Source organism: Cloacibacillus porcorum (assembly GCF_001701045.1).
GTDB lineage: Bacteria > Synergistota > Synergistia > Synergistales > Synergistaceae > Cloacibacillus > Cloacibacillus porcorum.
Map to the genome: position 1 here is coordinate 695687 of NZ_CP016757.1, position 12796 is coordinate 708482.

The 12796-nt window shown below is 46.3% G+C and carries 11 protein-coding genes and 1 riboswitch; of the genes, 5 read left to right on the forward strand and 6 right to left on the reverse strand.

Annotation, left to right across the window (positions count from 1 at the left end; all coding sequences use genetic code 11):
* The first annotated feature begins 3 nt into the window (after window positions 1–3).
* Entirely contained in the window at window positions 4–888 is an 885-nt protein-coding gene (locus BED41_RS03130) for an HpcH/HpaI aldolase/citrate lyase family protein (RefSeq protein WP_066742997.1), read from the forward strand.
* A complete protein-coding gene (gene citF / locus BED41_RS03135) occupies window positions 889–2451 on the forward strand; it encodes a citrate lyase subunit alpha (protein ID WP_066742999.1) in 1563 nt (520 codons plus the stop codon).
* A 56-nt stretch (window positions 2452–2507) separates the two neighbouring features.
* Here citF and BED41_RS03140 read toward each other — a convergent pair whose 3' ends face one another.
* The 6 genes from BED41_RS03140 to BED41_RS03165 form a co-directional block, all read right to left on the reverse strand.
* Entirely contained in the window at window positions 2508–3215 is a 708-nt protein-coding gene (locus BED41_RS03140; RefSeq protein WP_084002222.1) for a GntR family transcriptional regulator, read from the reverse strand.
* Between the two features lie 63 nt (window positions 3216–3278).
* Window positions 3279–4553 carry a TRAP transporter large permease gene (locus tag BED41_RS03145; protein ID WP_066743005.1) on the reverse strand — a complete coding sequence of 425 codons (1275 nt, stop codon included), beginning with the start codon at window positions 4551–4553 and terminating at the stop codon, window positions 3279–3281.
* Window positions 4553–5059, reverse strand: coding sequence for a TRAP transporter small permease (locus BED41_RS03150; protein WP_066743008.1), 507 nt, complete (start codon window positions 5057–5059; stop codon window positions 4553–4555). Before BED41_RS03150 ends, BED41_RS03145 begins: the two co-directional genes overlap by 1 nt.
* A gap of 83 nt (window positions 5060–5142) precedes the next feature.
* Entirely contained in the window at window positions 5143–6129 is a 987-nt protein-coding gene (locus tag BED41_RS03155; RefSeq protein WP_066743011.1) for a TRAP transporter substrate-binding protein, read from the reverse strand.
* A gap of 70 nt (window positions 6130–6199) precedes the next feature.
* Entirely contained in the window at window positions 6200–7219 is a 1020-nt protein-coding gene (locus BED41_RS03160) for a dimethylarginine dimethylaminohydrolase family protein (RefSeq protein ID WP_084002224.1), read from the reverse strand.
* A gap of 14 nt (window positions 7220–7233) precedes the next feature.
* On the reverse strand, window positions 7234–8478 hold the full coding sequence (locus BED41_RS03165) for a M20 family metallopeptidase (RefSeq protein ID WP_066743014.1): 1245 nt from the start codon (window positions 8476–8478) through the stop codon (window positions 7234–7236).
* Between the two features lie 327 nt (window positions 8479–8805).
* Between BED41_RS03165 and BED41_RS03170 the strand changes: the two genes are divergently transcribed.
* Genes BED41_RS03170 through BED41_RS03180 form a run of 3 tightly spaced genes read left to right on the forward strand, consistent with a single transcriptional unit; the run spans window position 8806 to window position 12053 of the window.
* A complete protein-coding gene (locus tag BED41_RS03170) occupies window positions 8806–9591 on the forward strand; it encodes an electron transfer flavoprotein subunit beta/FixA family protein (RefSeq protein WP_066743016.1) in 786 nt (261 codons plus the stop codon).
* A 10-nt stretch (window positions 9592–9601) separates the two neighbouring features.
* Window positions 9602–10612 (forward strand): electron transfer flavoprotein subunit alpha/FixB family protein, encoded by a 1011-nt coding sequence (locus BED41_RS03175; protein WP_066743017.1) that lies wholly within the window; start codon window positions 9602–9604, stop codon window positions 10610–10612.
* A gap of 1 nt (window position 10613) precedes the next feature.
* Window positions 10614–12053, forward strand: coding sequence for an FAD-binding oxidoreductase (locus BED41_RS03180; protein WP_229712383.1), 1440 nt, complete (start codon window positions 10614–10616; stop codon window positions 12051–12053).
* A 284-nt stretch (window positions 12054–12337) separates the two neighbouring features.
* Window positions 12338–12527, forward strand: a riboswitch (cobalamin riboswitch).
* The last annotated feature ends 269 nt before the right edge of the window (window positions 12528–12796 follow it).

Sequence of the window (12796 nt, forward strand, 5' to 3'; positions counted from 1 at the left end):
GCGATGAGGGCCACTCGTTCAATGCTCTATATCCCCGCCGACTCTCCGGGAATGCTCCAGCACGCGCCGGTATTCGGCTGCGACAGCATCCTGATGGACCTGGAGGACGCGATCGCCTATACGGAAAAGGACTCGGCGCGCCGGATGGCCGTCTGGTTCCTTAAAGAATTTGACTTCAAAGAGCTCTTTGTCACCGTGCGCACGAACGGCGCGGATACGAAGTTCTTTGAGGATGATATAGAGGCCGTGATTCCCTGCCGCCCCGGCGCGGTGCGTCTGCCGAAGTGCAACTCGGAGGAAGACATCCGATACGCGGATGAGAAAATTTCCGCGGTTGAGATGAAAAACGGGATGGAGATCGGCACCGTGAAACTGCACGCGATGGTGGAGACGGCTCTGGGTCTTGAGAACGCCTTCCGCATCGCCTCCGCCTCGCCGCGGGTTACGGCGCTGACGCTTGGCGGGCAGGACTTCACCGCCGATATGGGAATACAGAAGACGCGGGAGGGACGCGAGTTATTCTACGCGCGCGGACGCATAGTCGCCGCCGCCCACGCCGCGGGAGTCGCCTCATTCGATACCGTCTGGACGGACCTCAATGACCAGGAAGGGTTGTTTTTGGAGGCGAAAGAGATCGTCGAGCTAGGTTTCACAGGCAAAGCCTGTATCCACCCGAGCCAGATTGCGACGATACACAGGGCCTTCATGCCGGCGGAAAAAGATCTGCGTAAGGCGCTGCGCGTCGTCGAGGCGGCGGAGAAGGCCGAACGCGAGGGCAAGGGCGTTATCTCGGTGGACGGCAAAATGGTCGACGCCCCGATCGTCGCGCGTTCCGCGCATCTGTTGAAACTTGCCGAACTCTATGGCTTTGACAGGGAGGCGCTGTAAATGAAGACGACGGTAAATTCACTCGGCAGGATAGTGCCGCTTGAAATCCCCGGCGTGGGGAGCTTCGCTTCCTACACCGCGCCATTTGATCGAATCTCATCGCTATCCGGCCTCTGCTCGGGGCCGCGGGCGATACGCGCGGCGGTCCCCTGCCGCGATAAGCGCGCCGCCTCACTGCGCGCGGCCATCGAACGGTCCGGCCTCTGCGACGGCATGACGATATCCTTCCATCACCATCTGCGCAACGGCGACGCCGTCATCCCGATGGTACTGGCGGAGCTAGAGGCGATGGGCTTCAAAAACCTCACCTTCGCGCCGAGCTCGATACCCGACGCTCACGACTGCGTGGCGGACTACATAAAAAGCGGCCTCATCGGTAAACTCTACACCTCCGGCGTCCGCGGCAGACTGGGCAAACTTTTATCCAGCGGCGAAGTCGACATCCCCGTGGTCATTCGCAGCCACGGCGGCCGCGCACGCGCCATCGAAGAAGGCTCGATCAAAATAGATGTCGCCTTCCTCGCGGCTCCCGCCTGCGACTGCCTGGGAAACATAAACGGCATCTCCGGCCCCTCCGCCTGCGGCTCCCTCGGCTACGCGATCACAGACGCGAGAAACGCCGCGCACGTAATAGCGGTGACCGACAACCTAGTCGAATACCCGCTGACGCCGAAAATATCAATTCCCCAATACCTCGTCGACCAGGTAGTAGTCGTAGACAGCATAGGCGACCCCGCAAAAATCGCCACCGGCGCGGCGCGCATCACACGCAACCCTGTAGACCTGCGCATAGCGCAGGACTCCTTCCGCCTCATGAAGGCGGCGGGCATAATAGAGCCGGGCTTCTCCTTCCAGATGGGAGTAGGCGGTGCGAGCCTTGCGGCGGCCGTCTACCTTGAAGAATACATGTCGGAAAAGGGCATAGCAGGCAGCTTCGGCCTCGGCGGAGTCGGTGGATACCTGGCGGCGATGCACGACAAAGGCATGTTCAGGACAGTATTTGACGTCCAGTCCTTTGACGCGGTAGTGACTAAGTCTATGATTGCCAACCCGAGCCACATAGAAATAGACGCCTCGTGGTACGCGAACCCCTTCAACGCGGGGGCGCTCGTCAACAACCTTGACTGCGTGATCCTTGCGGCGCTGGAAGTTGACACCGACTTCAACGTCAACGTCCTGACGGGCAACGATGGGGTACTGCGCGGAGCCTCCGGAGGTCACCAGGACACGGCGGCTGGGGCGAAACTCTCGATAATAGTCTGCCCCTCCTTCCGTGGAGGAGTACCGTCGATAAAAGACAAAGTGACGACCGTCACGACGCCGGGCGAGACCGTGGGAGCGATAGTGACGGAGCGGGGAATATGCATCAACCCGCGCCGTCCGGAACTGCTGGAATCAGCGCTCAAGGCGAAACTCCCCGTAATGGAAATCGCCGCCCTTAAAAAAGAGGTGGAAAAACTGACGGGAGTACCGGAGCCGATAGAATTCAACTATGACAAACTGCTTGCCGCGGTGGAATACCGCGACGGAACGCTGATAGACGGCGTATACGCCGCGAAATAAAATCAATCGCTGAAAAAGGGACGCACGGCGTACTTTGCCGAATGCGTCCCTTTTTATTATGCCTTTACCTTTGGAAAATTTCTCCTGGATCTCCGCGCCGGTATTTCATTTGAATCATTACTTCGTTCCTCCTCGCACCGGATGCTCTCAAGAATCCGTTTTTCGACATTATCCAGGTGAAGCTTCATGGCAGTGCCGGCACGTTCCGGCATTCTGAGCTTTATCGCGTAAAGTATATCCCGGTGTTCTTTCAACGCCTCGTTTATGACCTCTCCCAGCGTGTTGCTGAGAGCTAAAAACAGCGATATCTTATATCCGACCTGCGAGATAAAATCGCAATAGACCCTGTTTCCGGAAATTTGCCCCAGATAATTATGAAACATCCTGTCCAGAGATGAGACGAGTACATTATCGTGGAGTCTCATTGCCTCTTCCTCATCCCAAATGAAGTGTTCTATACGGTCAATGTCCTCTTTCGCGGCGCGCAGCGTGGCCCTCTCGACCGAGGCGATCTCAAGCAGCCGCCTCGCCTCAAGCGTATCCATCAGCTCGCCTTCGGAAATCTGCGGGATACGAAGAGTTCGATCTTTCCCTTTGACTAAGTATCCTTCGGCCATCAATTGGGTAAGAGCTTTTCTCAGCGGAGTTCGGCTGACTTGCAGTTCGTCGGATAGGTACTCCTCTCTCAGTGCCGTACCCGGACGCAATTCTCCGCGTAGAATTCTATTTTTTAGTGTGTAATAAATATTATCAGCTAGGCTCATTCCCCTATTATACACTTACCCCATTTAATAATAAATCAGGTTAATTTGCCGTTATATTGTTCATTATCTGAATATGCCGATCAACGCAAGGCTCACTTCAGGAACAAATGTGACTAACATCAGACAGAATATCATTGCAAGCATAAAAGGCATTGCTTCTTTAGCAATGACATGTATAGGCTCCTTGGATATAGCTGACGCCACATTCAAGTTACATCCTACTGGCGGAGTTACAAAACCAACGGCTAAATTGACGGTGAGCAATATCCCGAACTGAATGGGGCTCATTCCTATTGACGTCACAAGAGGGAGCAGAATTGGTGTCAGGATGATTGTGGCTGCGATATTGTCCATAAAACAACCCAAACATAGGAAAAATACGTTTAAGATCAGCAGGATAATGATTTTATTTGTTGTAGCGTACATGACTTGGGCTAATAATAGCTGCGGTATCATCTCCAAGGCGAGAAAAACGCCAAAGGCCATGGCGAACCCCATGCCATACATCGTTATGCCATTTAATGTCGCCGCAGACTTAGCGCATTCAAAAATATCCCTGTATGTTAATTCCTTATAGATAAATTTCCCAATAACGATACAGTAAAAGATGGCTGCTACCGCTGCCTCTGTCGGCGTAAATATGCCGGTGTAAATGCCTCCGAGAATAAGAATCGGAACCATCAGGGCCCACGAAGATTCTTTTAAGGCTTTTGGGAAGGCGATAGTTTCTTCTTTTCCCACATAACCGCGTTTTTTTGAGATAATATATCCGGTAATCATGATTGCCGCAGTGAATAGCAGGCCTGGAATGATACCGGCTATGAACATGTCTCCGATAGATGTTCTTGCGACAACACTATAGACGACAAAAGGAATACTGGGAGGTATTAATACGCCAATTGTACCGGAGCAGGCGGCGACAGCCGTAGAAAAAGAAGATTTATAGCCGCGTTTTTTCATTTCTGGAATCATAATTGATCCAATGGCGGAAACCGTTGCTGGTGCGGAACCTGAGATTGCGGCGAAAAATGCGCTTGCAAGCGTGGTGATCAAGGCTAGCCCACCTGCTATCGTACCAACGAGGCTGTCTGCTAAGTCGACCAAGCGGCGCGAGATGCCGCCAGAGCCCATCAGATTTCCGGCGAACATAAAGAAAGGTATGGCAAGCAAAGGAAATGACTCCAATGCGGTGATTGCTTTTTGAGCTATAAGTTGTAGAGGAATATCCGGTGTGAATATAATCATGGACAGCGCAGTGGCGATCCCGGTTGAAATTCCTATAGGGAATCCGCTTAATAAAAAGGCAAACAGCGTTGTTAAAAGGAAGATGGCGACCATTATTTTCCCCCTCCAGACAGAGACTTATATTCAAAGTAACGTTTATGAATGGATGTTATTAAACTGAGACACATTAATACACATCCTACTACAACAGAACTGTATATTAAGTACATAGGTATCTGCAGTGCAGGAGAGACTCTATATCCTGCGTATGACATCTTTACAACGCGTATTCCCATTACAACCATGTAAATTGAAAAAATCATCCAGATTACATCTATAAAGATATAGGCACAGTCTCGAATTTTACCATTTAACATGTCAATAAATATCGTTACACGCAGGTGCATGTTCTGCTTTACCCCATAGCTGGCACCGATCCATGTCATCCACATCATCAGGTATGTAGCTAGTTCTTCCGACCAGGAGAGGGAATTATTGAATACATATCTCATTATTATTTGTATAAAAACGACGGACGACATTATGAGCAGGAGGTAAGTGATAAAATATTCTTCAAATTTTTCAATTTTACTATTTATTTTGTCTAAAAAATAGAGCATATATATCCTCCCCTATTGGATTTATTAATGGGCAGGCTTTTGATATATAACAGCCTGCCCTCTAATATCACTTCATGCAATAGTTACTTTGAAGAAGATATGGCCAGATTTACGAGATCTTCTCCGATGACATCCTTATAATCGCTGTATATAGGTGCAGACTTATCTTTAAATGCCTGATGTTGTTTATCGGTAAGCTCATTGATCTTTACGCCTGCTTTTCTCATTATGTCAAGGCAGGAGTTATCGTAATCAAAGTATAGCTTGACGTAGTTCTTCTCATACTCTTTTATTCCGTTATTAAATACCTTTTGAAGATCCTGTGGCAACGCGTCGTACCATTTTTTGCTTACGAGCAGGCAGATCATACTCTGCAGGTGACCGGTAAGAGAGTAGTATTTTTGTACCTCGTGCAGCTTAGCGTCAACTACCTGTGCGGGAGCGTTTTCCTGTCCGTCTACCACTCCCTGCTGAAGTGCCGTATAAAGCTCTGAGTAACTTAGAGGGGTGGGGTTGGCACCCAATGTTTTAAAAATCGCTATATGCATAGGGTTCTGCATTACCCGTATCTTTAGTCCTTTAAGATCTTCGGGGGTGTTTATCGGTCTTTTGCTGTTTGAGATATGGCGAGTACCGTTAGGAACGTATCCGAAACACTTAAAACCTTGAGATTCGTATATTTTTTCCATTTCTTTTCCTAAGGGGCCGTCGAGAGCCTTTCTCATACTGTTGAAGTCTTTAAATAAAAATGGTAGATCCAAAACTTGAATTTTTTTACTGTAGCCGGCTAGGTCAGATGTTACTGGCATTGCCATCTGTACCACGCCCATTTGAATTGCTTCGAGCGTCTCTAGAATTCCGCCTAACTGTCCATCTGTGTATCTTGAAGCTTTGATCCTTCCATTAGAGTTTGTATTCAAGTATTTTACAAAGTCCTCCAATGCCTTTTGTGGGGGAAAATTCGAAGACATGGCGGATGAAATTTTAAACTGATATTCCTCTGCGCCAAAAGCCGTCCCCGCAATAAGAAGCACCATAAAAATTACCATTAATCCCTTACCTATTTTCATTATTAGACACATCCTCTCGCTAATATTATTAAATTATGAGCGTAATATTACAAAAAATTGAGGTATATAACTATTTTTCATTCCTGATAAGTGGCAGTGTACCGCAGTGAATACCTCCTCCCTTTTTTCTGCATTCAATGTACTTAAGAGGAATGACATCAACGCCGTTTTTGTATAGACATTCCGCCGTCCATGGCGCGTCATCGTATGCGAGGACCCTGCCTGGTCTGGTGGCGAGGCAGTTTATTCCTAACGTACCGTCGCGGTAATCGGTGAAAATAGGCTTTATTCCAAGCTTTTTCAGATAGTCGAGGAACCAGAAGGGCAGTCTTTCAACGTTGACCAACGCTTTGTCGTGGTCCACCATGACAATCGCACCGTCCAAATGCAGACTGAATCCAGTTAAAGGTACTTCAACTAGTTCTATATTCTGTATTGCCAGCACCTGCCGGACTTGCTCCGCCGCTGCCTTGTTTCCTCTATAGCTTAGGCCGATGGCGGCGTGTTTTTCATCCAAAAGACAAAAACTGCCTCCCTCCATCAATCCGTTTCCTTGAATAGTGTGCAGTATGGGCATGCCAATATTTGCCACGGTACGGGTAACATACGCCTCTTCGCCTCGGCGTCCAGTGCCATATTTTTCCCCTACGATACCCATCCTCGTGATGATGATACCTCCATTTATCACGATGCCGTTATCCCGCACGTTTATCGCGTCAGGGTCGGTCGGACTCCCATCCATATATACTACTTTGATATCCTCTGCTTCAAGGGTTCGTATCAGCGCGTCATGCTCTTCCTGCATAGCTGCGATGTCGGGGGCTTTGTCTGAGCGGAAGTACCATTGGTTTTCTTTGTCGATAAGGGCTTCTATCTGAGGATCATATTTATCCTCAGTAATTACACCAAGCTCTTTTCCGGGACGATGGACCAATATTGTCCTAATTTGGTCAACGTCATTTTTTACCCCCCATTGAGATCCCCATACCCGTAGCTGCTCTTCATGTTCATGAAAGGCAGGTTCCGCTTTTGGTGTCATTTGGGAAAGTACCATATGATAATACTGACTGCTATTATTAAAAGGTCCCATGTCACGCCTCCTGATCAATTATTTTGATAGGTTAAATAACGCCACGCGGTCATTGCATGTACTTTAGAAACAAGAGGAAGTTCTTCGGCCATAATATATTCATCCGGCGACCCCATATTGTGATGATTCGGTCCGTATGTTATGGCTGGGATACCTTTTGCTCTCCATAAAACTGCCTCCGTGCCTCCAAGGCTATAGTTTTCAAATACAGGATGGGCGCATACCTCGCAGGCAGTCGCTTTTGCAATTTTAACAAGCGGTTCTTCCACGGAGGTAATATGAGCGTCGCTGCTTTTGATGATTTTATAGTCTGAGTTTGAATGTTTTCTTATTTTATCGTCCAGCCATTTTTCAACAAAACGGCATGTCACCCCTGGTGGAAAACGGAAGTCAATCTCTGCCTGACAACGTTCTGGCACCATATTGACCATGATTCCGCCTGTTATAGTTCCAATATTGAGTGTAGGCCTAAGAGCTTTGTCCATAGCCCCTTCGCACAGGACCCTATCGTAGGAAGTTCTTGCTCTTTCCATAAATAACCGGACCTCTTTATCTATTTCCGGTGCCTCGTTTTCGAAAGATAGCAACGATTCTAAAATATACACCATGTCGGTGATCGCGTTTGTTTTTAGCCCAGAGTAGGCTCCGTGTCCGCCGGCAGTGTTCACCGTTATCCGGGCCTGGAAGATCCCTTTTTCTCCGATTCTGATATGTTCTACGGAAGATGGCTCTCCGTTTATCAACGCATCACCGTACAATTCAGGATAGTGTTTCAGCAGATAATTTGTTCCCCATGGACCGTTAACCTCTTCGTCAGATACACAGGTAAATGAAATCTTTCCAGGCAGCGTATCTTTTAACTGGTTTAAAATAAGTGCCGCCGTCATGCTGGCTGCGATGCCACCCTTCATGTCGGCGGCACCCCTTCCGTATAGTTTCCCATCTTTAATTTCTCCGCTAAATGGATCAACGCTCCATTTAGATATATCACCTACGGGAAAGGTATCAATATGCCCGTTGAATATAAGGTGTTTTCCACTGCGTGACCCTCTGATCGTAGCTACAACGTTTGGCTTCTCAGGGTGCGGGGAGATAACGTTATTCTCTATACCATGTTTTGTGAAGAATTTTTGTATGTATGACGCTACCGCGCGTGTGTCGCCGGCGGGATCTTCGGAGGGGCATTTTATCAATTCGCGGCAAATCTCTATCGACATACCTGCTTGTTGCTTGATTAGGGCTGTAATTAAATTTTGCATAAAATTTCCCCTCCATCCGCTTTATTGTTTATTTTTTATAAGACTATCATACATTTTTTTATTGTCAATACTTTGTGTCCAAAAATATTATAAAAATCTTTGTTGCTTTTATAATATATTGGCAAAAAATATTATTATATCTATTGTTTATGCAGGTTAATTAGGGTGTTAATGAAAATTATAAAAACTATAAAGATTGACACTGATAGAAAATATGGTATTCTATGTTTTGGATACAAAATATAGAAATTTACAAAATAATACATCTGCATGGATTCATATTCTTATGAAAGTTAAAAAATATTTATATATTATGGAGGGGGATTTATGAGAATAGCGGTTTTGATAAAACAGGTCCCAGATTCTGACGAAATAAAAATGGACCCAGATAAGGGAACAATGATCAGAGAGGGAAGTGGAAATATTGTCAACCCACTTGACCTGAATGCGCTGCAGGCAGCGCTTGATGTGAAAAAAAAATGCGGAGCGGATATCTCTGTTATTTCGATGGGGCCTAAACAGGCGGATATTGCTTTAAGAGAGGCTCTTGCTCTTGGCGCTGACAATGCATATCTCGTTTCTGACAGGTTTTTTGCTGGAGCAGACAGTTGGGCTACCGCTCTTGCTTTGGCTGTTACTATTATAAAAACAGGCCCTTACGATATTATTCTAGCCGGGGAAAAAGCAACAGACGGTGAGACGGGACAAGTTGGCCCGGAAATTGCCGCTATGCTGGATATTCCATGTGCGACGTATGTGAGTTTCATGGATATAGACGATATGTTTGTGACGGTAAAGCGTACGGTAGAAGATGGCATTGAGACACAAAGGCTTTATCTTCCTGCTCTTATTACGGTACTAAGTGATATAAACGATCCTGCTATGCCTACCTTGAGTGGTAAGAAACGGGCTCGAAGGTCCGATATCAGTGTTATATCTGCGGCAGATATCGACCTTTCCAGTGAAGAGGTTGGGCTTGCGGGTTCTCCTACCAGAGTTGTAAAAATCGAACATCCAAAGATTACGCGACATACGGAATTTTATTGTGGCAAGGATATAGAACACGGTATTGAGCATGTCATGAAAGTTCTTAAGGAATTGGCCATACTTTAGGAGTGGTATCATGTTGAGAGATAAAAGTTGCGTCGACGGTATTCTTGTTTGTGGTGAAATTCGTCAAAATAAGATCCATTCTGTTACCAAAGAATTGCTTGGAAAAGCGCGTGAAATTGCTGGTAAAATGGCGACCAGGGTAACGTGTCTTCTGATATGCGGACAGTTGGACGATATGCCGGAAGAGCTGTTCTGTTTCGGCGCGGAACGCGTGATTGTGGCTTCGCATGATAAATTAGAATATTTTAATCAGGAGATTACCGCGAAGATTTTATCTTATGTTGTTGAAAAGTACCTACCTGAGGTAATCCTTGCTCCTGCTACAACCTCAGGACGAACATATCTTCCATCTGTCGCTGCTATGCTGCATACTGGACTGACTGCGGATTGTACCAGTCTTGATATAGAGGATGGAAGTGGTCTGCTGCTGCAAACCAGGCCGGCAATAGGCGGAAATGTGATGGCTACAATAAAGACACCCAATCATGTGCCTCAAATGGCGACCGTTCGGCCTAAAACTTTTCGTATGCCTGAAAAACATGTGGATGGTAATGGTGAAATTATTTTTCTTGATATCCCGCCATCCTTACTGGAGAGTCGTATAGAAGTTATTGGTAAGGAATATGCCTCTGAAACGGTGTCCAACGTGCAGGATAAAGATGTGATTGTCTCTGGTGGTAAGGGGCTCAGGAAAGCGGAAAATTTTAATATGCTGCACGAACTTGCGGAGCTTCTTGGTGGAGGGGTAGGGGCTTCTCGGCCTACGGTTGAAGCAAAATGGATAGGATATCCCCATCAAATAGGACTTTCAGGCAGGGTGGTGTCTCCCAAATGTTATTTTGCTATAGGCATATCAGGTGCCATACAGCATCTTGCCGGAATGCAGACGGCACAGAAGATTATTGCTATCAATAAAGATCCAGAAGCGCCTATTTTTCAAATAGCGGATGTTGCTCTATGTGGAGATTTCAAAGATATCGTCCCTGTATTGATAAATAGGATTAGGCGGGAGGTTATCTGATATGATGACTGCCAAATTTGATTTTGCGCGTGTTACTCAGACAACGGTACGCGATCTAGTTGAAATTTTTGGTCCATCAGGAGTGTCTGTAGATAGGGAAAAGGTTACGGCATATTCAAAGGATGAAGTTGCGCTACATTTGTGGGATAAAGAATATACTGCTGATGTGGTATGTTTTGCCGAAAATACGGAACAGATATCTGATCTTATGAGGTATGCGAATGATAAAAAGATTCCTGTTACTCCGAGAGGGGCTGGTACAGGATTATCAGGGGGTGCTGTGCCCGCATTTTGTGGCATAGAACTTTCTTTGGAACGCATGAATAAAATATTGGAGTTCGATATGGAGAACCTGACGATTACCGTTGAACCAGGAGTAGTTACTGCTGAGATAAACAAAGCAGCTGCCGACCATGGTCTGCTCTATGCCGGTGACCCGTGCAGCGGTGATGCCTCTTTTATCGGTGGTAACGTGGCGGAAAATGCCGGCGGCAATAAGGTTGTAAAGTATGGTCCAACAGGTAATCATGTACTAGGTATGGAAGTTGTGTTGCCGGACGGATCCGTTACATGGTTTGGGGGCAAAAGAAGAAAAGATGTGACAGGATATGATTTCGTTCATCTGATGGTAGGGTCGGAGGGTACCCTTGGGATTGTTACAAAGATAATACTTAGACTTTTGCCCAGCTCATCTTTTGTTGTAGACCTTTTGGTCCCTTTTGCAGATGTCAAGAGCGCAATAAAAGCGGTCCCTGCGATAATGACAGAGGGCAAGAGTATCCCCAGTTCTATAGAATTTATCGATAAGCAGTCGATGTTGCTTACAGAGGAATATCTACGGACAAAATTTCCATTTTCGAACGAAGCTGATGCGCATTTGATATTACAGTATGAGGGAAATGAAAGAGAGCGTCTTGCTGATGAAATTGAGAAAATAGGGGATATATGTCTAAAGCAGGGGGCTTTGGAGGTATTCGTTGCGGATAACAGAACGGTGAAGGATAAGCTGTGGAAAGGGCGTAAAAGTGTTGCTGAAGCTGTATGGGCACATGCTCCAATTCAGGTGTCAAATGAGGATGTCGTCATTCCTGCAAGCGCTGTTGCAGATTTTATGCGGGAGTTGGATGACATATGTCACGGTGCGGGTGTGAAATATGCTGCTTATGGTCATCTTGGCGACGGTAATATGCATGTAACGTTATATCTGGAGGGGGAAACCCCTGGATGGCGCGAGATTATTGGGGACGTGCGGCAAAAGCTCTACACGATCGTTATAAAGCTTGAGGGGACGCTCACGGGAGAACATGGCGTGGGGTTGAAGCGTGCCGCGTATATTTCGCAATTTCTTGATGATGCTCAAATAGATTTGATACGCAGGGTAAAACTTGCCTTCGATCCAAACAATATACTCAATCCCGGTAAAATTGTTCCCTGGGAATAGGGTGTTGTATATTTAAAAAATACATCCCATTTTTTATATCAAATTTATTATTGCAAAGGTACCTCTTTAATTGTAGGTGCCTTTGCTTTTTGTGATGGTGTGTTTGTTGGGTACGTTATTATGGCGGCTTCTAACTGCGGGAGTCCTTTTGTTTGATACGCTGGTGTTGAAGTAGTTCTGTAAAAGTATCCAATTTTCCAAATGAAACAATAATTTATTATATTGTGTCATTTTGTTGTCAACTGTGAAAATATGTAGCTGATGCAGAAAAATAACTTGACATTTATAAAACATGAGGATATAGTGACGTTAACAAAAATAGCGGTGTAAAAGCAAGGGAATTTGGTTAAAAACCAAAGCGGCCCCGCCACTGTTGCCATGACGAAATCGCGGGATCACTGGACGTCTGTCTGGGAAGATGCGAAATTAGGATGAATGGAAGCCAGGAGACCTGCTTACACCGTCGAGGGATAAATCTGCGCGGGCGGATATTGTTTCGTGAGCCATCGTCTTTAGATTGTACGGCGGCCATGTGATGTTGTCTGTGCGGTGTTTTTCTTTGCAGGCGGCATTTTTTTTACCCTCCGCTTGCTGGCATCTGTTGGTCTTGTAACTTGACAATAAAATAATATAACCAATAAAAGTAAATAATAAATATTTACTGCAGTATATTTTACTGTCATTAGAGTGGACTTTTAGTTGTAAGGGACAATGTTGTATCTGCTGAGTTAAATGTCCTAAAG

Excerpts from the sequence above, each read along its gene's own strand:
- BED41_RS03140 (WP_084002222.1), bottom strand. The coding sequence starts at position 3,215 with ATGAGCCTAGCTGATAATATTTATTACACACTAAAAAATAGAATTCTA.
- BED41_RS03155 (WP_066743011.1), bottom strand. The coding sequence starts at position 6,129 with ATGAAAATAGGTAAGGGATTAATGGTAATTTTTATGGTGCTTCTTATT.
- BED41_RS03175 (WP_066743017.1), top strand. The coding sequence starts at position 9,602 with ATGTTGAGAGATAAAAGTTGCGTCGACGGTATTCTTGTTTGTGGTGAA.
- citF (WP_066742999.1), top strand. The coding sequence starts at position 889 with ATGAAGACGACGGTAAATTCACTCGGCAGGATAGTGCCGCTTGAAATC.
- BED41_RS03170 (WP_066743016.1), top strand. The coding sequence starts at position 8,806 with ATGAGAATAGCGGTTTTGATAAAACAGGTCCCAGATTCTGACGAAATA.
- BED41_RS03130 (WP_066742997.1), top strand. The coding sequence starts at position 4 with ATGAGGGCCACTCGTTCAATGCTCTATATCCCCGCCGACTCTCCGGGA.
- BED41_RS03180 (WP_229712383.1), top strand. The coding sequence starts at position 10,614 with ATGATGACTGCCAAATTTGATTTTGCGCGTGTTACTCAGACAACGGTA.
- BED41_RS03160 (WP_084002224.1), bottom strand. The coding sequence starts at position 7,219 with ATGGGACCTTTTAATAATAGCAGTCAGTATTATCATATGGTACTTTCC.
- BED41_RS03150 (WP_066743008.1), bottom strand. The coding sequence starts at position 5,059 with ATGCTCTATTTTTTAGACAAAATAAATAGTAAAATTGAAAAATTTGAA.
- BED41_RS03165 (WP_066743014.1), bottom strand. The coding sequence starts at position 8,478 with ATGCAAAATTTAATTACAGCCCTAATCAAGCAACAAGCAGGTATGTCG.
- BED41_RS03145 (WP_066743005.1), bottom strand. The coding sequence starts at position 4,553 with ATGGTCGCCATCTTCCTTTTAACAACGCTGTTTGCCTTTTTATTAAGC.